Source organism: Pseudomonas sp. S30_BP2TU TE3576 (assembly GCF_050436025.1).
Lineage (GTDB): Bacteria > Pseudomonadota > Gammaproteobacteria > Pseudomonadales > Pseudomonadaceae > Aquipseudomonas.
This window is the reverse complement of record NZ_JBNDLK010000001.1, coordinates 5,839,706-5,860,484: the sequence shown is the minus strand read 5'-3', so window position 1 is coordinate 5,860,484 and position 20,779 is coordinate 5,839,706. Positions and strand designations below refer to the sequence as shown.

Sequence of the window (20,779 nt, the reverse complement as noted above, 5' to 3'; positions counted from 1 at the left end):
ATCAGCGTGCAGGGCGGCCATTACGCGAAACTTCCAGGACGCTGTAAGCGGTGATGAATGGCTCATACTGCATCCCTCGCTTCGATCTTGGCGCGCAGCCATGCATCCACCTCAGCCACGACGTAATACGCAGCAGCCTGGCGGGTGTCGCCGTCTTTGATCGGCTTCGGGAAGGTCGGGTCTTTCTTGCGGAGTTTGTCTAGGCCGGAGCGGGACAGGTCCAGCCATTGACAGAGCGCTGGCTGGCGGATGAGAGCTTTCGGGGGAATTGTTACTGGTTGCATTTGAGCGCCTCCGTATCGGTACGGAGCCATTTTTGTTGAACCCCCGATTGCTGTCGCAGTGCTCAAAAGAGATTAGTTAGAGGCTTTTTTTCCCCCTTTTTGCATGTCGGATCAATTTTTCATATTCGACATTGTCCTCTGGCACATCGACTCCTGCGGCAACGAGAAGCTCTCGGGCGAGCGCTGCAGCTCTGCGCTTGGTCATCTTCGCTAAGGACGACTGCCGCAACTTGTCCGCGGTATCAGCCAACAAATCATCTCGCGGATACTTCGGCTTCACGCCACGAATAGTTGGAACCGCCTCCAGCTTTTGCTCGGTAATGCAAAGAGCATCGGATATCGCGGCGGCCTTCGTCATAAAGTCAGAAAGCAAGCCACCGCTGAAAAAACACCCCTGATTACGCCAGCAGACATCGTTGATGTAACCCTCGGCGAAAGGAGGGAGATTGTTTAGCCACCGGACCGTTTCCTGAAGATAAATTTGCGTCTGCTGTACATGGCGAATTTCTTCGTGGCGCGCGGGTCCTTTTTCCGTTTCGCGGATAACCGCTCTGTAGGACCCAAGCCTTTCCTTGAACCATTCCTGAAGATCGCCGTCGTGATGTCCGGCCAAGTCAGCGATAATTGCCTGCGCAGCATCAGACAGACTTTCATCGACCAAATCACCTGTACCCCACTCGGGTTGATTGTCGAATACTGGAAGTGCCTTTGATCGCTTGCCCCTTATTACTGCCATGCTTGTAGCCCCCTCTCCACGCTCACCACATCAGTGTTCCGGTTTGCAAAATCATAGGGCGTGATGTGCTTTTCCCGGTTGGCATCAAGGTAGTCAGCCCACCACGTCATCATCAGTCGGCGCTCTTCCAGGTGCTCAGCCTTGTGGATATAGGCCGCGCGCACGCCGTTGCGCTCTTGGTGGCTCATTTGCCGTTCGACCGCGTCACGCGACCATAGGCCGGACTCGACCAACGCGGAACAGGCCATAGTGCGGAAACCGTGCCCGCAAACCTCTATCTTGGTGTCGTACCCCATACGGCGCAGTGACTTGTTTACGGTGTTCTCCGACATTGGCCGCCAGTGGTAGTGATCGCCCGGCAACACCAGATCAAAACGCCCGCTTAGCCGGCGTATCTGCTCTAGTACTTCAAGCGTCTGGCGTGACAACGGGACAAGGTGCGCAGTCCCCATCTTGGCTCCTCGGTGCGACCTCTTGACGCCCTCGATTGGTGCCCGTTCGCCGGGAATCGTCCACATGCTCCGGGTAAAGTCGAACTCAGACCAGCGGGCAAAGCGCAGCTCACTAGAACGAATGAACACCAGTAGAGCGAGGCTTACAGCAAGACAGGTAAGCGGTCGTCCGGTGTCAGCCTCGCAGCGTTGCAACAACTCCGGCAACCGCTCAAGGGGCAAGGCCGGGCGGTGTTTGGTCTTGCGGGTGGCAGTCCCCCCCACCAGATCAAGCGCCGGGTTGTATTCGATGAAATCGCGCTGAACGGCGATTCGCATGATTCCGGCGATGCGCTGGCGCAGTCGCCCAACCACATCAAGCGCGCCGCGCTTCTCTACCGCCTTCAGACAGGCCAGCAGGTCGCGGGTTTTCAGGTCGGATACGGGGCGTTTGCCCAGCATGGGGAAAAGATCGACCTCGATCTCTTTCAACACCCTGACCGCGTGATCCTTCGACCATTTTCCGGACATGCTGGCGTGCCATTCCAGGGCCAGCACCTCAAAGGTGTTCCCCGCCTCACTGGCCGCCTCGATCTTTGCTTGCTTAGCGCTCTCGATGGGGTCTTGGCCATGCGCCAACAACTCGAGTGCATCGGCTCGACGTGCGCGGGCGGCTTTCAGACCGAGAGCCGGGTAGTTGCCGAACGTAGCCAGACCGGGCTTACCGCTTGGCTTTTTATACTTGAAGCGCCAGACCTTGGTGCCGGTAGCCTTTACAAGCAAAAAAAGCCCCTGCCCGTCGAACAGGGTGTAATCCTTTTCGCGGGACTTGGCAGCTTCACATTTGGGGTCTGTCAGAGGAGTTACGGTGCGCGCCATAGGTATACACCTCGATATCGAACCGATATATACCTAAACGTATACCTAAATCGTGGGGCTGTACAGGAACATACGGGGATATTCAGACACAAAAAAAAAAACCGGCTATAAGGCCGGTTTCTCTAGGTTTCAGGTGTTTACGGGAACATCTGAAATCATACTATTGGTGCCCGAAGCCGGAATCGAACCGGCACGCCCTTACGAGCGGGGGATTTTAAGTCCCATGCGTCTACCAGTTTCGCCATTCGGGCGGTAGCGCGGTGAGCCGTCCAGGTTCTGTCAAATAACGATCTGGCAGATCTGACGCTTGTGCAGCAGAGGTGGAAATATATACATACCCACCCGCTGAAGCAAGTTCGCAAATACCCTTTTCAAGACTAAATCTTGCAGGCTACTGCAAATAAAAAAGCTCCGTAAATCATAGATCTACGGAGCTTTTTTATTAGTGGCGGCCGACGTCGGAATCGAACCGGCGTAGACTGATTTGCAATCCACTAACAAAGCTAAGCAGATCAGTAGCTTAGCACGATGTGCGTTCCGCAAGCTACTGATTTGCAAGGGACTCAAACCCGCTGCTTCCAAGGGCCACTCTTTGAGTTGCGAAAGCATTTTGGAAAGCAAAGCCCACGGTTCGTCAGCTCAAGCTCTCCAGACGAACACACCTCAACCACTGTACATAAAAACAGCATCACCAAAGTGCGCTCATGAGCCATACGAAATTTCAAACGCCAGCGAATTCCTCGGCTCCCCGACTAAACTTGAAACCTGCCACTTCTTTTTATCCAATCACAGGTACGACGACCAGGAAATGACACTGCAACGGCGCAAAGTCCGAGAGGAGATCTTCAATCTGATGCATGTTGAGCATGCCCAAATGCTTTGGTTATTAATATTGACGATGGATTGGAACAACCATTCCTAAAACCCTTTAAGGCAAAGGGTCACACCAGCTTTCTATTCCGCTCGCACCAATTCTGTGCCGCCAAGCCGTCTCAACCCACCATTTCGCTATGGCGAACTGCATCTGCATCAGACAGCAGTAATGGCTATGAGCAGTCACTTGTGAAGGACAGAAACCGGCCAAGAGCCGACCCTGCTTGCGCCTATAAGCAAAGCTCCATACTGATGTGGTCGTACACTAAAAATGAATCGCATACATCCACACTCGCTCAATAGGCACATGTGCGCGGCACCTGGAAAAGCTCAGTAGGTGCTGACACACCGCATGACGAACCAAAGCACCCGTATGCCAACCTCAACCCCCATGAAGCTTGCCTAACCAGCCCCCTGATGTAACGAATTAATTCACGGATGTTTACCTATAGAGCAGATCCTTATACGATGAAGCCCACATCTACTGCCCTCCACTAGACCCGAGCAAACTATGGTTGTCCTGTGCAAGACAAATCGACTTAGAAAACTGTGGGCTATGGTCACGCAATACTTCGCGAAAACAAACAAGCGAAAGCCGCACATAGTCCCAATAATTCCTTACACTTATATATAAAAATCTTGAGCACCTGAAAGATGAATAACACTGGCACTTCAGCTGAAACCCCTAAAAATTTCAGCATAGTTATTGTAAATTACAAGACACCAGAAATCACCAAGATATGCCTGGACCTATTACACCAGCATTTGGACACCAAGAGCACCCCAATATGGGTAGTTGATAACTATTCTGCCGATGAAAGCACCGAGTATTTACGAACGCTTGACTGGATCAATTTAATCGAACGCTCTGTTTCTGAGCCAGAAGCGGGCCATATCGCGCACGGCAAAGCACTTGACATGGTTTTGGAGCGAGTTGAAACCGATTATTTATTCCTAATGCACACTGATACATTTATTTTCGATAAAAATGTTTTTCCGATGATGCTAAATAAATGCCTGAACAACCCTAAAATCGTAGCCGTCGGTTGTGTAGAGCAATTAAATCGCGGCACTACCAGAACTATTTGGCGCTTTAGCTCACGACTCTTCAAACACCATTTCAGACGCCTGAAAATCTCCATGGGATTACGTTCCAGAGAACCAAAACCGTACAAAGAAGTCTACTTGAAAAGTTTCTGCACTTTGTGGAACTGCAAACTCATCAAGCAACACAACCTGCATTTTTCGATGGATGACCGTGTTCCAGGCTATACCCTCCAAGACCGCATGACCGAGCTTGGCTATTTCGTTGAAATGCTATCACCGCGTAAAATTTTCAGTTATTTAGATCACATCCAGGCCGGGACTGTCGCAGCGGCTGGCGGCTATGAAACCACCCATAGACGAACCAAAATGTACAACAACATCCTTAAGCGCCTGAACAAAAGTGACAGCAAAAATTAAGCTTCAAAGACATGCAGCAAGTAGTGCACCTTGGTCTGTTTGAAGTCACCTTTCGGTTTTTAAGTTAAGTTATTGGAGCGATAATGACACCCATCACTCAAGCGTTACCTATCACTCTCTCCCCGGAGCTTGATTTCGACCAGAACGCCGCCAGCGCCTATGGTCACTCATTGGCCAGTCGCTATGTTCAAGCGACGCCTTTTCCACACATAGTCATCGATAACTTCCTGCACGAAGACCTGATTTCGAGTATCTGCTCGCACTTTCCAGTCGAGCCAACCAACAACGAAATGCTCTACGAGCGCGGCTACAAAGGTCAACGCAAACGTCAAATCAGCCCCAACGAATGCACTCCCTTTTTGAAGAGTATCTTCAACGCCTTTAACTCAGCCCCCATGTTGCAATTTCTCGAAAAGCTTACAGGCATCGAAGGTTTGATACCCGACCCCTACTTTACCGGCGGCGGGCTGCATGAGACGAAAAATGGTGGTTTCCTGGGGGTGCACTCAGACTTCAGGCTCAACAAAAAGCTTAAGATTGAGCGCAGACTGAACGTCATAATTTATTTGAATGAAGACTGGCAAGAGGAATACGGCGGCAACCTGGAGCTTTGGGATGTCGACATGAAGACCTGCCTTAAAAAGGTCCTGCCCATTTACAACCGCTGTGTCATTTTCAACACCGACAAAGACAGCAATCATGGGCACCCCGAACCATTAACGACGCCAGAGCACATCACACGCAGGTCTATAGCGCTTTATTACTACACCGCCGGAACCATGGCGATCGATCCCGCGCAAAGGAACAAAACCCACTACAAACCTAGACCAAAAGATCGTTTAAGCCTCAAATACTACATCAATAAACTAATCAAGAAGAAAAACTAAACTATATCGCCAGACGATCGAGTTCGTACTTTTCAAGCGTTATCTTGCCAAGCTGGATGTGCACCCATACTCAGTCGCATCTATGAAATAGTTTTTTGAACTCTTCACCCTCTCAGAATCGAGGGACTAGTTCAAAGGTGAGTATGGAAGAGTTCGCCGGAGCCAAATTTAAGGTAGAGGCGCCGGCGAAACCTGTTGCCAAGAGGCTATCGAACTACGTCACAAGTGAGCTGCGGAACGCGATCAAAAAATTGCGGGACACTTCAGTTTTCCGAAGAAAATAAACTGCATGGTCAGCCCATCCTCTGCAACCTCACGGGCTGTTTTCGGTAAAGCTGGCTTGCGCTAATGTATCCCGGCGCGTTTTGAACGCTGCCCCAACAACGCTCAGTCCTCGATGAGTAGCAGCTCCCGACTGTTGAGTATTGCGGGGCGATCAGCCTCACCTTGCGGCCAGCGCGCCGCCCCGTCGAGCCAGCCAGTGGACACCGTCGGCCTCCATCACCACCGCGCATCAATGCGCCAAGCAACTGGCTGCGGCTGGCTTTCTTACGCTATACCTGATGGCGTTTGGCATTCCGCCCATGCAGATTGTCGATACCGGGAAGAGTCATCGTGCTCATGAGAGATCCTCCGGCCGAAAACGAGAAAAGCCCTGCAAGCGTAAACCTGCAGGGCTTTTTATAGTGGAGGCCGAGGTCGGAATCGAACCGGCGTAGGCGGATTTGCAATCCGCTGCATAACCATTTTGCTACTCGGCCTCAAACATCGGGTGTCTTGTAGCGTCAACACCAGATGTGTACAAACTTGAAGTGAGAAACGAGATCTTGCTCGCCCTCTATCTCCTTGAAAACATTGAGCTTTTTAGGCTGTCAGTGCTTTCGATGGCGTGAATTATGTACTCATTTCTTGAGACTGGCAACCCCTTGATTTCAAAAAAAATTCTGCCGCCAGGTTTCATTACTCCATGGGGGTGCGATCCCCTCCGCATCTGTGTGTTCAACCCAATTCGAAGCTCGAATGAAGCTTAGGCGGGTTTGAAACAGTACGCCGCACTCCGAACCCTGGACTCAGGGATTCTCCGCGGCACGCATCATGTACGCCACAACCGCCTCCTCGATTGGAGGTGCTTCTGTGCGGCGCCTCCCGAAAATTACGCCTTAAAAACAAAGGCGACCTCCCTGTGCAGGTGTGTGTTGTCACCGGCACAAATAGGTCGCCGCCTGGCGGACTCTTGACGAGCCCGCAGGTTTACACGCAGAACTGACTTAGGCGCTTGCTAGTGTCCGCTGAGGCGCACCAGAGTTACCCTGTTGCTTCGCTCGCTGAGTCAACGCCAGCATCGCCAGGAAACCGAGCACAATCAGTACCGGATAGGCCATCAACAGTTCTGAAAGGGAGTATTTCCAAGCCAGAGGGCGCCCTACACCCAACATGGCGGCATACATCCAGGACACTGCCGACAGCGAACCGCAGGCCAACGCCAGCATCCGCGCGCTGAATCCGAGATCGAGCAAGGAGCCTGCCTTCTGCAGTGCTGGCAGTACCAGGCGATGCAATAGAACGCCGTTGTAACTCAGTAGCGCGACAATAATCACTTTGGCCTGGAGCTTGGGATTCATAAAGTAATCGACACCTTTCTCCATGTAGTCAATGCCTATGACTGCGATACCCGTTATCCACAGAGCTATCAGTGCAACGACGACTGATTTTTGAAGACTTTCCATATGAGCATTATCATGCTCAGTTAACACTTTTCGCTTTAACAGGTCTCTAACCATCGCGACATCACTGGTCAACACCAAACCAATGGCTACACAGCACGCCACCAAATGAGCGTAAATAACGCCCAAGCGCACAAATTCCATTACTTCTTTATTTTCGAGCAGGCTCATAATTATATTTATTGCCACGGTATACTCTCCACCTTATTTGACAGTACAGGCCGACTACTAACAGGTTGTTTATCTATCAAAAAACCTGTCCAACCCTACTTATACAAGATAAGCCAAATCATAGACTTGGCACTATTAACCCAATTGATTTGCCTGGCAAATCAATGATCGGTTTGGTTGTTGCCTCCCGGATCTCAGGTAAAAAACTCATTTGCATTAGATGCGCATGAAGTTCAATTCCATCTTCTTTTCTGCGACTGCTGGGACAGGTCATCGATGACATGCTGAAGGATCAGAGGCCAAAGTAGCGAAAATGTTCATTTTTTGAACACGCGCCCGACAAACGGCGGATAGAGCGAGAACGCCTGAAGCGACACTAACGAGCCAACTCCGCCGCTAACGCCCATGACAACCGGGCTGCTTCACTAGATAAACTTCAGTATTTATTATTGGATCCATTAGTTGTCATCATTGGATCCACCAATCGTTATCCAGCTCGCAACATACATAATAGAGAGCGACTCTCATCTGGAATCAACCAAACTAAAATAATCATACTATTTATATTAAAAAACACTCAATCTCAGTTTTGATTTTGATCGTCGACACCAACGGCAACCAAACGCAATTGCAGCTGTTTCGTCTCGACGTTTCGAGGGCGGCCAGCCGTGATCGCGATCAGCACAAAGTCATGGCTACGCGGCCCGCCCAGGTAGTCGGGAGGCTTTTCATCCCTCCTCCCAAACGTGCTGACTGTTGGCCCACGCCTTGCTTTAGCCCTACTTGCAATACGCCGTGATGGCAGAGCCGGTATTGGAGGTATTCAACGTGGTCGAAGCAGCGGTGGCACTGTTTATGGTTACATTGGCAGCGACAGTAGTGATTATGACGGCGCTTGCCGCGGGAGCATTGGTCGCCCTGGTGACAATCCGTGCTTTAGGCATCGCAGAGGGCGTGCCTCCGGATGCCCCTTTGCTAGCGGTTTTGGCATCAACACCAACGCCAGTAATCATTGTGATTATCTTGCAGGCAGGGAGTCTGGCGTCGACAACCGAGTTTATGTTGGACATAAACCTGATGTTGATCTTTGCCACGTTATAGAAGATATGTCGAGAGATGATGGGCATCGGGTCTTGAGCTCGATTCAATCAAGGTTTCACCCTGAAAAGGCATTCTACTCAGTACAAAAACAGTCTCTCAGTCGGCTCTCCCCCCCGTCAATCCGACCGATTTTATGTAAATCCCCCCAATGTAGGGGTCACCACCGTACCCAATACGTTTTTGCGTAATGCTGTTTACCTGCTATTTCGCTCCCTGGCCCTTTTTGGTCGTCTGCCCACAGAGTATTTTGCAATACACTTGGAGCCGCTCGCTGCATGAAATCGCATTGAGCCTCGACATGCTGTTTCAAGGGGTGGGTATTAGAAGGTGTGACTGAACAGCAGTCCAGCCTCGCCATCCGGACTAGCGTCGGAAAACCCCTTGACGGCATACAACTGAAACTTCCAGTTCTGGTTGAGCTTGTGCGTGAGGAAGAGAGTGAGTTCCTTGATCTGGTCGCCTGTAGAAACGACCTTCTGCCGCCAGTCGTAGGACGCGCCCGCCGTGGTGCGCGCGAACACGGGTATGGCGAAGCCCAGACCGGCGAATATCGGGTTGTTGAAATCGGAGCCTGACGGGTCGCCGAACTTTTTCCAGCCCAAGGTAGCGAACCCGGTCACAGGGCCCAAGGCTTTGGCGACATCGACCTGGGCGGAATAGTCGGTTTTTCCGGTGCCCAGGCACTTGTCTTCGTCGGCAGTGGGCAACTTGACCTTGCCAATCAGGTCCACGAACAACCCGTCAACGCTGCCGTCAAGCACGGCATAGTCGGCACCGGCGACAGTGTCGCCCAAACCGCTTTCCACTTTGCCGCAACCACCGGGCAACGGCTCGCCGTCGGGGCCGACCGAAGGATTGGTAATGCGCAGCCAGGGCACTGTGAGCTTGTAGGTCATGGGACCGGTCTCGTATTTGCCTACCAGCGGGACGTACCAGGTTTCGGAAGTCGTACCGGTGCCATAGTCGCCCCGAGAGTAGTCGGTGCCGATCGAGGTCGTGAAGGTATCGGCCGGGGCTGGCAAGGCCAGGCTGGCAAACAAACAGACGAGCAGGATGCGCTTGGGGCCCATGATCACCTCGTGTGTTCCGTCATCGAAGTTCACACGCATGCTTTGTTGCGTGACTTATCCAGCCTAGTTACTTATGACGATAGTGCATGATGACTGCACTGTTTAACCCGACTTGCCAGAATGATCGACTTTTTCAACCTGCTCGACCCTCTCGCCCTTTTCAACTTTCTCTACCTTCTCGACTTGTTCTACTTTCTCGACTTTTTCTGGTCGTTCAACTTTCTCCAGACGTTCGACTTTCTCTACCCTCTCCACTTTCTCGACTTTGTCGGGTTGCTCAACCCTCTCGACACGCTCTGACTTGCCGGACTTATCCACGCTTTCCTGCTTGCCGCCACCGCTATGACTGTCATTGCCCCCTTGGCGAGTATCGTCGATGACACTGCCGTCGCTCTCGGAGCGGCCGCTCCTGTCACTGCCCGAGTTCCCCGAACTGCCAGAGTTGCCGGAGCTATTCGAGCCGCTCGAGTTGCTCGCCCCACTTGAGTCGTCCGTGTTTTGCTCGCTGGTTCGGAGTCGTCCATGCTGGTTGCTGGCTGGCGCATCGGAACGCTCGCGGGGCAACTCGATACGCGTCGCCTGCACGTCCCGTGCGCCGCTGAACACGCCACTGACCCGCAGACGTCGATCCAGTGCCAGCTCCGATGGCTGCACACCGACAAACACGGTGTCGTGCGCCAACGTAACATTAAAGCCGCCCACCACCAGATGGCGGTCGTGCCGGCTCTGTACCAGGCCCTCGATCACCGCATTGTGTACCCGGCCAATGAAGGGCAGGCTCGGGTCGGGGCGGCTTTGGGTTACGTCCAGCTCACGGCCGGACCACTGACCGCGCACCAGCATTTCCTGGGCCGGCCCTGGATGATTGCTGAGTTTGAGCCCATGGAGATAGCCGCTGCGATCCACCGGACCGATGGCACTGGCCTCCTTGAGGCCGGGTGCCCGGTCGATGCGGCTGGCCAACACTTCACCACGGGCATCGCGCAGCCCGCTGACCCGTACGGGATCACCCGGGCGCAAACCGGTAGCGACCTGAGCACCGATGGCCAGGCGTACCGGTTGCCCCATGACACGCATGGGCATGGCGTCTCTAGGCAGGGCTGTCAAAGGGCCTTCGTAAACATGCAGGATAGAAATACGCCCGGCCTCCAGACCCCGCTTGGAATTGAACGCTTCCACAGCAACCACCTGGCCTACCGCCAGCTGGGTACTGGTGCTAGCAATGCCGTTCTCGCTGACCGGAACGTTATTGCTGAAGTGCACTTCCACGCCATTGACGCAGATCGAGGCGAACCCGGTGATAGTGCCGACAATGCCGGTGCCACCGATCCCGCCGTTGTCGTTGCTGATGCCTGTACCACCCACTCCGCCTGCAACGGCACCAGTGCCGCCGATACCGCCACTACCGCCGCTACGTTTTTTGAGCGGTGCGCCCGTACCGCCGATCCCGCCGTTGTCGGTGCTGATGCCGGTACCACCCATGCCACCAGGTGCCGCGCCCGTGCCGCCGGTGCCACCCGGAGCCTGGATGACCGGCACGTCACTTATGCCCGCGTCATTCTGGCTGACACAGGCCGGGGCGGCTTGCAGCACAATGGGAAGCGCGAGGCCCAGAGCGAGGGCGATTGCACGAATCAGGCTCGAATTGACGGTCATGGCTTGGGGGCCGTCGGCGAATTGGGATCGGAAACTTCAGTATAGAAGTACAAGCCGACCGTGATGCGCTGGCGTGGTTCAAGACTGGGCAAGTCCCGAAATTCCAGTTCGGCGGCGAGTCGGTTGAAACTCAACAGGGCCTGCATCCCCTCGCTGGCTACGGCCTCGCGCAACACATCGACGCTCATCGGGGTCAGTGCGTCATAGTGAACACTACGTTCAAAAAAGGCCGGTCCTTCGCTGCACAGGTTGTGTACCGCAGCGCAGGCATGGTCGTGCAGGTTGTGCCCCAGGTAAGCAGTTTTCTCATCGAAGCCCTTTTGCGGCACGAAGGCCTGGACCTCGAGATGCACGCGCTCTTGCTCGTCAAGGCGGACGATACCCAGCCGCAACCACTCGTCCAACACCACGCGTGCCCTGATATCCGTACTGACCTTCGCCACCAAGGCATCAAAGGAGCAGTCGCCGCCGGCACTGGCCAATCGAGGCAGTGGCAGTGGCTGGCCGGCGTTGTTGCAAAAGGGTGCGCTGGTCCAGGCGTTGATCAGTTGCGCCCCGAAGGTGATGTTTTCCGGAAGCGTGGAAGAAGCAGGGTCGCTGGTGTTGCGCAAGCGCCTTACATCCTTGCGATGCACGCCAGTGAGCAGGCTGATGCGGCTGTCGGTCGGTGCTTTGTCATTCAGACGGAACTCACGGTCCGCCACATCGACGAAAACCTCCTTGAGCAGGTCGGCGAATACCAGATAGGTGACGCCCTTGCGCAGCATCAGGCGTACCAGCGGCCGCATGACATGCCGCAGGGCTTTAAGGAGGGAGGCAGGCAAGGTAGATGATTGCATTCAGCGCATTCCTGGACAGTTAACCCTAGTATAGTCACGTGGGAAAAAATCCCATGAATGCAAGCGCATATTTTTTCGCCGTGTCTCATACAAAACCGACCCCAAAGGTTTTGTATGAGCTCATCAAGCCGCGTCAGATCCGGCTATTGTCGTCGCCGGGTTCACCACCAGCATGGTTGCCATTGTCGTCACCAGGCTCGCCACCGACATGGACGCCGTGGTCATCTCCAGGCTCGCCGCCGACGTGGACGCCGTGGTCGTCACCAGGCTCGCCGCCGACGTGGACGCCGTGATCGTCACCGGCCTCGCCGCGGGCGTGGCTGCCGTGGTCGTCGCCCGCTTCTGCATGAGTACCACTACGACCGGAGTTCGAGCTTCCAGAACCGGCATGAGCGGAATTCCCATTCCCATGGTCGCTGCCGCTGTGACCACTGTTGCCACCGCTCCCACTGTTACCGCCATTGCCTCCGCCGTTGCCACCACCACCACCACCACCACCACCACCACCACCACCACCACCACCACCATCCTTGGCATAGGCACTCGATTCATGGGAAACGGTGTCGGGGACCAAAACAATGGAAGCCGAGAGGACGCCACCGATTGCCAGCGCCAATAATCCTCTCTTGAAAAGCAGGTAAGTGTTCATCGTGCATTCTCCTGGTGATTTACCGCGAGCAGTGCCAACGCAATCAGGTTGCAGTCCGGGAGCGGTATGGGAGCAACCCTCGGCTCTACAGTTTCCCCGAACCATTAACGTGGGAATTTTTCCCACATACTGTAAATTAGCCCTATCTGGCTCCGGGTCAACCTGCACATGAGAAAGCCGACCGACGGTTAGGGCGGCGGCAGCGTTCAACGTCGGCGGCACACGCAGAAAAAAATCACAGCGAATACGAAGGCGCGCAGAAGGCAAGAGGCCGTGTTCATGACGAACAGGCCCTGGTCGGGGGTGGAGACTGCTGGAGGGTTGGATTCAGTATAGAAATAAAGGCAGATGGTGATGCGCTGCCTGGAGCCGGCGGTCATCCTCGTTGGTGTTCCGGACCATGCGACACGATGTGAAAAAAAGTCGCAAACCCCGCGATTCTTCAGGGTTTGCGACTCATTGCCGATACGTCCTTCAGGCTCCCAGGACGTTTTCAACGGGTATACCTGCCGTGTTCATTACTGAATGTGCAAGCCTAGTTCCGAACCTCAACCACGTCGACATCCGGGGCGTCCGCGGCATCTTCCGCAGCCTCCCTGACTGCTTGCGCCTGAGCTTCGGCAGCCTCTCTGGCTGCGTCCGCCTTAGCTTCGGCAGCCTCTCTGGCTGCCTCCGCCTGATCCTCGGCAGCCTCTCTAGCTGCGTCCGCCTGATCTTCGGCAGCCTCTCTAGCTGCGTCCGCCTGATCTTCGGCGGCCTCTCTTGCGGCTTCGTTCGGCTCTCTGGCTTCTTTCGCCTCAACTTTGGCAGCGTTCCTGGCCGCATCAGCAGCTGCCCTGGCAGCATTTCTGGCTGCATTTGCCTCTGCCTTGGCGGCATCCCTGGCTGCATCTGCGGCGGCCCGGGCTGCATCTCTGGCTGCATCTGCGCCCGCTACGCCAGCAGCTTTTGCAGCGTCCCTGGCAGCATCCGCGTCAGCTCTGGCGGCATCTCTCGCTGCATCTGCAGCTGCTCTGGCAGCGTCCCGGGCTGCATCCGCATCATTTCTGGCAGCGTCCCGGGCTGCATCTGCGGCATCGTTGTCATTATCGTCGTCAGCGTCGTTGTCACGTGCGTTGCCTGGACCTCTGTTCCCGACCATGCCATGGTCATCGTCGTTGTCACGTGCATTGCCTGGGCCTCTATTCCCGGCCATACCATGGTCAGCGTCGCCGCGTCCCTGGCCGCCATGACCACCTGCAGCACCATGATCGCCACCCTCTCCATGACCGTTGCCACCGTGACCGCCACCGCCGTCACCACCGTGACCACCGCCTCCGGAGCCTCCACCGCCGGAGCCACCGCTGCCGCCTCCGCCGCCACCATGGCCGCCTCCGTCGCCGCCATGGCCGCCACCGCCACCGCCATGGCCGCCACCACCGCCGCCGCCGCCGCTACCGCCATCTTTGGCATACACGCTGGAGAAGCTACCAATGTAATCGGGCACCAAGACCGTCGATGCCGACAGGACTCCGCCAATTGCCACAGCTAGTAAACATTTCTTTAACAGCATGATGCACCTCCGCTGGGAGTTGCGTAGTCATCTCCGTATCGAACGCAATGATCAGTGAGTTCCCAGCCGCCCATTGGAGCGGCCAGCCAACTGGCGCGGCCATAAATGTGCAGCATTAACGAGCAACTGCGGTTTCCGCACGGTCCTTCAGAGCCAGTTAGCAACGTTACGTGGGAAATATTCCCACAGCTTTTAGATTAATGCTGTCAGCCCCAGTGTCAACCACCGACTATCAGGACTTCGGCACGCGTTGAGAAAAATCGACCGAATCACGCATCAGCATGGGGAAAAAATCGAACATCGTGCTACCTGGAGGCTAGTCTTGAGGAATGTCTATATATGGACTGCTCCTCGTTGCAAGCCGTTCGGCGACTGTTCGGACGAACCCTGGCAGGCTCAAGCCAACAGTTCGGTGATCCACCGCGCCTGCCGGGCGATATCTTGTACCTTCTCCTCGGGCACGGCCTGCCGCGACCGGGCGAAGTTGCTCAGGGCCTGCTGTTTCAGGTGCAGCATGCGCTGCCACTTGACCAGGAACGCCGGGCTGCGGGCCCGCATCTGCAGCGGGCCGAAGTACAGCTCCTCGGCCGTGTACAGCACCGGTCCGGTGCGCTCGGCGACAATGATTTCGTAGTCAAAGCGGTTTTCCCGCAGCACTTCCTCGCAGAGGATGCGATAGCCATTTTCCATCAGCCATTGACGCAGTGGCTGCTCGCCACCATTGGGCTGCAGGATCAGACGCTCCTGGCCGCTCAGGCGCGCCTTGCCGCTGTCGAGGATGTCACGGATTGTTTCGCCGCCCATGCCGCAGATGCTGATCGCCGTGATCCCGTCTCCCGGCTCGATCGCCGCCAGGCCGTTGGCCAGACGCACGCTGATCCGCAGCTCTTGGCCGTTCTCGCGCACGGTGCGTTCGGCCGAGTTAAACGGCGTCAATGCCACCTCGCCGGCCACCGCCGCCGCAATGGCGCCACGGCGCATCAACGCCACCGGCAGGTAGCCGTGATCTGAGCCGATATCGGCCAGGCGCGCACCTGCTGGCACATGTGCGGCCACGCGCTCCAGACGCATGGACAATGTCTGTTCGTTCAACTGCAGCCCCTTTTCACCATAAACGCCCGGCTCCTTTGGCCGGATCGGGGCGCGATTCTGTCGAGCAACGCCGTACATTTCAAATTTATGCGACAAGGGCCATAGCTCGCCTCGTACCCACGGCTCGTGTAGAGACGGAAAAAGGAAGGCTCTGGCAGCGGACATACACCGGGCCCGAAGCCGTGACACTCGCGCTCGTTCGCGACCCAAATCTGATTCAGTTCGACGTTAGGCACGATTCCACATCAACATCATGGACTTGTCATGAAATGAAAAGAAATTGTCGTCGAATGAAGGGCCGTCAGCCTCCCCCGTCCATAAATTCCTCTTCTGGCCCGCGCGTTGAATCCCACGATCTGGCATCTGGCCCGGCCGGCGCAACGCCTGGGCGCATTTCTGCTTTATCTGCTCAACATCATAATAAGAATCCGAGGGGTCGCATTGTATGCGTGTCAATTTACCCGTTACCGAGCATGAAAGAGTATTTCCCGCCGAACAACGATTGATCTCCACGACTGATCTGGATAGCCGCATCACCTATTGCAACGATGCATTTGTCGCCATCAGCGGTTTCACCTACGACGAATTGGTCGGTCAGCCCCATAATCTGGTCCGACACCCCGATATGCCACCCGGGGTATTTGTTCATATGTGGCACACCATCAAGCAAGGCAAGCCCTGGATGGGGATTGTGAAAAATCGCTCGAAAAACGGTGATTTCTATTGGGTCAGTGCCTACGTCACGGCCATCTATGAAAACGGACGCATGAGTGGTTACGAGTCGGTTCGCTCGGTGCCCAGCCGCGACCAGGTCCGTCGGGCAACGGCACTCTATGCGAGGATGCGGGCCGGTAAACCGATCGTTTCGTTGAGTTCACGGATGTTCCGGCCACTGCAACACGGGTGGCCATTACTGATGGCAGGCGGGATTTCATTGCTGGGTGATCAGTGGCTGCCAAAAGCTGCGGCTCAAGGGGTTCTGGTGGCGAGCCTGAGTATTGCCTGGTACCTGATCGAGTCCCGGCATCGCAGAGCCATTGAGCGCACCCTGGCCGAGCACCCGAAAGCATTTTCCGATCCGTTGGTCGCACTCACCTATAGCGACAACCACGGCCCCCAGGGGCAACTGGACATGGCCATGCTCAGTGAGGAAGCCCGCTTGCAGACGGCCCTGTCCCGACTCGTCGATGCCGGGGTCAACGTCAAGGCCAAGGCGGCGCAGTCATCCGAACTCTCCGGTTCGCAAGCGCAATCGCTTGATCGCCAACGCAGCGAAACTGATCAGTCAGCCGCCGCCATTTCACAGATGGCCGCAACCATTCAGGAAGTCACGCATAACGTAATCAGCACTGCACATGCAGCGTCCGAGGCCGACCAGTTGACTCGCGAGGGTAGTGAACTGGCTCAACAAAGCCTGAGCGCCATGGAAACCATGCATGAAGCAGTCAACGAAATTGGTCAGGCGGTCAATGCACTGGCGAGCGAAACACAGTCGATCGGCAGTGTGGTGGATGTCATCACTTCCATTGCCGAACAGACCAACCTGCTGGCGCTCAATGCAGCAATCGAAGCCGCCCGGGCTGGTGAGCAAGGTCGCGGTTTTGCAGTGGTTGCCGACGAGGTGCGCTCTTTGGCACAACGCACCCGCACATCCACCGAACAGATCCACAGCATCATCGCTTCACTGTATATCGGTGCCGATCGCGCTGTCTCGACGGCTAGCCGTGGCGAGCAGATTTCCCGCGACAGCATGCAGCGTGTAGAGGCGGTGCAGTCGGCGCTTGTCGGGATCAGTCAGGCCGTCAGCCGGATCACGGGAATGAGCCAGCAGATGGCCTCGGCATCAGAAGAACAAAGTCACGTGGCAGAAGATATCAATCAACAGATCATGCGCATTGCTCAGTTGTGCGATCACAGCGCCGGGCAGGCCAAACAAGGCGCGGCAATCAGCCAGGATCTGGAAGTCATGGCCGATTATTTGCACAGTCTGGCAGAACGTTTTAACCGTTAGCACCGACAGAAAGCCGGGCCAGCCCGGGGACCTTGGCTTGAGACTTTTATTGCAGGTCAACCCCGCCTGGATTCACCCGCTACGCTAGTGCCTGAGGTTTTACTGATCTCAGGCGCTGACGTAGCGTATCCGGCGGAATCAACAAGTGCAGGCACTCCTCACGTTTCTCAATGCCAATCCCTACATGCTGCTGTTCCTGGTGATTGGCTTGGCGGTGCTGATCGGCCGCTTCACCATCAAGGGTTACGGCTTGGGCACGGTTGCAGGTGCCATGGGTCGGATTTCCCGTAGCGTTTGCAGTCTCGGGAATCCTGCTGACGGTCTTCGGTTGCTTCGCCATGGTCTTCGCGAATTGACGCCGACCAGAAAGTCAGTAATTGCAGCCGAAGTTCGTGGTGACCCGTTGAGTGTTCAATGAAAAGGCCGCCCGCAGGCGGCCCGTTGCTGACGATGCCACTAAGGCAATGCGTATACCCTGAACAGTTTTCTCACGGTATCGTTGGACCCGCCCAGATACTGGTCGTATGCCTTTTCTATGGCACCTGTGTAATAGGCTTCGCTCAAGGCCGTATCAACCAGCAAGCGGAAGTCTTCGTCGTTGCGATCCACGATCATCGCCACCGGCGAGTACTCGAAGATGCGGTCCAGGACCATCAGGTTCCCGGCCGCGCCCTCCTTCGTGATTTCGTTTCGCAACAGCATGCGTTCTGAGAAAAAGGCATCGGCCTTGCCCTCGGTGACCAGTTTGACGCCCTCGTCATTGTTGGCCACGGTCACCAGCGAAGCGATCACGTTGAGCAGGCGCATCCGTTCGCGAATCCAGTCTTCGGTCACCCCCCCCTCGAGGGTGGCGTAGGTTTGGTTGGCCAGACCATTGTTGATGCTGGCACGCCAGGTCGGACCGTTGTAGGCGACCTCGCCCTTGAGCACATTGAGCAGCGGTTCGTTGGCGTCCTTGCGCACCAACACCGAGAGGCCGGCGGTATAGATCGGTATGGAGTAACTGATCATCTTGCGCCGCTCCAAGGTTGGCGGAGTCGGCGTGCAGAGGATATCAACCTTGCCCTGGCTCACGGCACTGACCTGCTCCGAAACCTGTACAGGCTGGTAGTGCACTTGCAGGTCGGGCAGGCCCAGCTCGCTCTTGAGCTTGTCGGCGACCTTCAGGCACAGGTCGATGGCATAACCGCTGGCCTTGTCGCCTTCCTGCTTGCTGAAGGGCGCCAGGTCTGGCAAGTAGCCCAGGGTAAAGGTGTGGCTGCTGCGCACGCGCTCAAGGGTGTTGGCTCCGGCTATCAGCGGCAGCGTCGAAAGCGCGATGGCAAGCAGCAATCTGGTGGTTTTGGCAAATGGTACGTTCATGTCCGGTTTCCCCGTATGCAGATGTCTGTGCAGTCTTGATGGCCACGCCTAAGGATTACCGGCTCTGGCCTGGATGGCTGGCGCCGCTTCGGTGAAACGCTTGGCGAGGAATCCATAGAGCAAGTAGCCGACAGCGAGTACCAGGGTGCCGCCCATCACTGCGTCCTTGCCGCAGGCATACAGGGCATACAAGGAGTACGTTACGGCAATCAGCAACACCACCACATTACGCGTGCGAATCGCCGACGAGACCCCGGCCTTGTGCATGATCACCAGCAGACCGGTCAGCGCAGTGATATAGGGGATCAGGTTGGTCACCGCTGCCAGGCTGACCAGCTTGCTGAACTGGGCGGCGGCGTCGGGCGAGATGGTCGACAAGGCCATGAGGGTTTGCAGCACGCCACAGACGATCATGCCGACGACGGGCGCATTCATCGAGTTGACCTTGCTGAACAGCTTGAGGAACAGGTTCTGGTCAGCCGTCATCTTGGCCGTTTGCGCCAGGGTGAATTGCCAGCCCAGCAGCGAGCCGACGCAGGCCATGACCGCCAGGGCCATGACGATATTGCCCACCATCGGGCTGAATATCGTCGCGTAGACCAGCGCGAATGGTGCCGTGGACTTGGCCAGGTCAGCGTTGGGAATAATGCCCTGGATGACGGTGGTCGACAGCACATAGACCACGGCTGCACCCAGGGTGCCGAACAGGCAGGCCAACGGCACGTTGCGTTTGGGGTTTTCCACGGCATCGGTGGCCTGGGCCGCCGATTCCATGCCCAGGAACGCCCACAAGGTCAGGGGTATGGCTTTGCTGATGGCTTCGGAAATCGCCAGGCTGTTCGGGTTCCAGGCGGCGGCCAGCACATCGGGCTTGAACCAGAACCAGCCGATGATGCTAAGGCCCGCTACCGGAATGATCACGCCCCACACCGTGAAGGCGCCGATCTTGCCGGTGATACCCGGGCCACCGAAGTTGGCGAAGGTGGTCAGCCAGATCAGCGAGATCGTGCCGATGCACAGCGGGATGGCCCCCGTGCCCAACCAGGGCACGAAGGCGGTCATGTAGCCCACCGCCGAAATGGCCACGGCCACGTTGGCGATGGCCAGGGACAGGAAGTACAGGTATGAGCAGAGGAAAAACCCCGACTTCGCATGAGCCTCTTCGGTGTAGGCGGACAAACCGCCGGAACGCGGACAGAAGACCCCACACTGGGCAAAGCAGTAGGCGATGGCCATCGAGCCGATCGCGGTGAAGATCCATGACAGCAACGACACGGCACCCAACTGGGCCATATTAGTGGGCAACATGATGATACCCGAGCCCATCATGTTGACCGTTACCAGCGTCGTGAGCCCCATCAGGCCCATTTTCTTGCTTGAATCAGCCATCGCAAACTCCTTGCTTTTTTCAGAGTTTTGAACCTGGGTCTGGCGACGTGCAGCACGCGGCCGGACAAGGGCTAATGCTTACTGCTTGATCACGCAAACCTTGCAGGTTGGGCGCTGCACAAGATGATGCTGTCGTCATACTGCTGAGTGTCGATCACGATCAATACCGGGAGCGCTGTGCCAAATCGACGGTATTTGCCAAAGAACTGGCCGCCCTGGTAGACCGGGCAGGCGAAAGTCGCGTTGGCGGACTCGGTGTAGTGTTTGAGCGAATTGAATTTTCAAAGCGTCCATAACCAGAAGTTCTCGGTCGGCTTGACGTTGAAGTTCCTGGGACCTGCATCTTCAGCAGTATGATGTCCCGGGGGCAGAAGCGATTGCCCTATTGGGTATAGTTCATTTTTACTCTTTGTTACTTCTTGCTGAACTTATTTACCGGGCCTCCTGCTTTACGTGGTTCATGGCGCAGTAACCGGAGCGTTTCTGCAAACAGGCCTTTCGGTGCTAGAACAAACATTGGCGTTAATCCAAAGGAACTAATTCTCAGCGATCACACGTTCCGCCAATCTGGCGCTAATCATGCCTGTTCCAACGGCATGAAGTCGGTAC

The 20,779-nt window shown here is 55.8% G+C and carries 17 protein-coding genes, 2 tRNA genes and 2 pseudogenes; 6 read left to right on the top strand and 15 right to left on the bottom strand.

Translation table 11 applies throughout. The features are described 5' to 3' along the window. Positions 1–62: 62 nt before the first annotated feature. The 4 genes from ABIA48_RS26810 to ABIA48_RS26795 form a co-directional block, all read right to left on the bottom strand. Positions 63–284: a helix-turn-helix transcriptional regulator gene (locus tag ABIA48_RS26810; RefSeq protein ID WP_007899974.1), complete on the bottom strand. Its 222-nt coding sequence runs from the start codon at positions 282–284 to the stop codon at positions 63–65. A 76-nt stretch (positions 285–360) separates the two neighbouring features. Continuing rightward, a complete protein-coding gene (locus tag ABIA48_RS26805) occupies positions 361–1,020 on the bottom strand; it encodes a hypothetical protein (RefSeq protein ID WP_429492562.1) in 660 nt (219 codons plus the stop codon). Then, positions 1,011–2,330, bottom strand: a complete 1,320-nt coding sequence (locus ABIA48_RS26800; protein ID WP_429492560.1) for a tyrosine-type recombinase/integrase — start codon at positions 2,328–2,330, stop codon at positions 1,011–1,013. Before ABIA48_RS26800 ends, ABIA48_RS26805 begins: the two co-directional genes overlap by 10 nt. A 164-nt stretch (positions 2,331–2,494) precedes the next feature. Beyond that, positions 2,495–2,581, bottom strand: a tRNA-Leu gene (locus tag ABIA48_RS26795). 1,276 nt (positions 2,582–3,857) lie between these two features. On the opposite strand from ABIA48_RS26795, the gene ABIA48_RS26790 reads away from it, so the two are divergent. Both ABIA48_RS26790 and ABIA48_RS26785 read left to right on the top strand, forming a co-directional pair. After that, positions 3,858–4,667, top strand: a complete 810-nt coding sequence (locus ABIA48_RS26790) for a glycosyltransferase (protein ID WP_429492558.1) — start codon at positions 3,858–3,860, stop codon at positions 4,665–4,667. An 83-nt stretch (positions 4,668–4,750) separates the two neighbouring features. Next, positions 4,751–5,554 (top strand): 2OG-Fe(II) oxygenase, encoded by an 804-nt coding sequence (locus ABIA48_RS26785; RefSeq protein WP_310063139.1) that lies wholly within the window; start codon positions 4,751–4,753, stop codon positions 5,552–5,554. A 687-nt stretch (positions 5,555–6,241) separates the two neighbouring features. Here the strand turns inward: ABIA48_RS26785 and ABIA48_RS26780 are convergent. The 3 genes and pseudogenes from ABIA48_RS26780 to ABIA48_RS26770 form a co-directional block, all read right to left on the bottom strand. Beyond that, positions 6,242–6,315: transfer RNA gene (locus tag ABIA48_RS26780), tRNA-Cys, on the bottom strand. 507 nt (positions 6,316–6,822) lie between these two features. Beyond that, complete coding sequence (locus ABIA48_RS26775) at positions 6,823–7,467, bottom strand: hypothetical protein (protein ID WP_429492556.1); 645 nt, start codon at positions 7,465–7,467, stop codon at positions 6,823–6,825. A gap of 616 nt (positions 7,468–8,083) precedes the next feature. Beyond that, positions 8,084–8,170, bottom strand: a pseudogene (locus ABIA48_RS26770) (tautomerase family protein); the annotation flags it as partial. Between the two features lie 92 nt (positions 8,171–8,262). On the opposite strand from ABIA48_RS26770, the gene ABIA48_RS26765 reads away from it, so the two are divergent. After that, positions 8,263–8,550, top strand: coding sequence for a hypothetical protein (locus ABIA48_RS26765; RefSeq protein ID WP_429492555.1), 288 nt, complete (start codon positions 8,263–8,265; stop codon positions 8,548–8,550). Between the two features lie 320 nt (positions 8,551–8,870). On the opposite strand, the gene ABIA48_RS26760 is transcribed toward ABIA48_RS26765, so the two are convergent. The 6 genes from ABIA48_RS26760 to ABIA48_RS26735 all read right to left on the bottom strand — a co-directional run bounded on the left by ABIA48_RS26760 (position 8,871) and on the right by ABIA48_RS26735 (position 15,408). Continuing rightward, positions 8,871–9,620, bottom strand: coding sequence for a hypothetical protein (locus tag ABIA48_RS26760; protein ID WP_429492554.1), 750 nt, complete (start codon positions 9,618–9,620; stop codon positions 8,871–8,873). Positions 9,621–9,722: 102 nt separating this feature from the next. Further along, entirely contained in the window at positions 9,723–11,276 is a 1,554-nt protein-coding gene (locus tag ABIA48_RS26755; RefSeq protein ID WP_429492552.1) for a DUF5666 domain-containing protein, read from the bottom strand. Then, entirely contained in the window at positions 11,273–12,115 is an 843-nt protein-coding gene (locus ABIA48_RS26750) for a DUF6502 family protein (RefSeq protein WP_429492550.1), read from the bottom strand. Before ABIA48_RS26750 ends, ABIA48_RS26755 begins: the two co-directional genes overlap by 4 nt. A 133-nt stretch (positions 12,116–12,248) precedes the next feature. Continuing rightward, positions 12,249–12,752 carry a hypothetical protein gene (locus ABIA48_RS26745; RefSeq protein WP_429492958.1) on the bottom strand — a complete coding sequence of 168 codons (504 nt, stop codon included), beginning with the start codon at positions 12,750–12,752 and terminating at the stop codon, positions 12,249–12,251. A gap of 945 nt (positions 12,753–13,697) precedes the next feature. Continuing rightward, entirely contained in the window at positions 13,698–14,216 is a 519-nt protein-coding gene (locus ABIA48_RS26740; RefSeq protein ID WP_429492548.1) for a hypothetical protein, read from the bottom strand. Between the two features lie 496 nt (positions 14,217–14,712). Continuing rightward, complete coding sequence (locus ABIA48_RS26735; RefSeq protein WP_429492546.1) at positions 14,713–15,408, bottom strand: tRNA (adenine(22)-N(1))-methyltransferase; 696 nt, start codon at positions 15,406–15,408, stop codon at positions 14,713–14,715. Positions 15,409–15,853: 445 nt separating this feature from the next. Here ABIA48_RS26735 and ABIA48_RS26730 point away from each other — a divergent pair. The 3 genes and pseudogenes from ABIA48_RS26730 to ABIA48_RS26720 all read left to right on the top strand — a co-directional run. Continuing rightward, positions 15,854–16,162: pseudogene (locus ABIA48_RS26730) on the top strand (PAS domain-containing protein); the annotation flags it as partial. 126 nt (positions 16,163–16,288) lie between these two features. After that, the gene (locus ABIA48_RS26725; RefSeq protein WP_429492956.1) at positions 16,289–17,419 is read left to right on the top strand and encodes a methyl-accepting chemotaxis protein; all 1,131 of its coding nucleotides are present in this window, start codon (positions 16,289–16,291) and stop codon (positions 17,417–17,419) included. Positions 17,420–17,564: 145 nt separating this feature from the next. Continuing rightward, the gene (locus ABIA48_RS26720; protein ID WP_429492544.1) at positions 17,565–17,837 is read left to right on the top strand and encodes a hypothetical protein; all 273 of its coding nucleotides are present in this window, start codon (positions 17,565–17,567) and stop codon (positions 17,835–17,837) included. A gap of 38 nt (positions 17,838–17,875) precedes the next feature. Here the strand turns inward: ABIA48_RS26720 and ABIA48_RS26715 are convergent, their stop codons facing one another. Beyond that, positions 17,876–18,781, bottom strand: a complete 906-nt coding sequence (locus ABIA48_RS26715) for an amino acid ABC transporter substrate-binding protein (RefSeq protein ID WP_429492542.1) — start codon at positions 18,779–18,781, stop codon at positions 17,876–17,878. Between the two features lie 48 nt (positions 18,782–18,829). Beyond that, positions 18,830–20,170 (bottom strand): putrescine-ornithine antiporter, encoded by a 1,341-nt coding sequence (gene potE, locus ABIA48_RS26710; RefSeq protein WP_429492540.1) that lies wholly within the window; start codon positions 20,168–20,170, stop codon positions 18,830–18,832. Positions 20,171–20,779 lie beyond the last annotated feature (609 nt).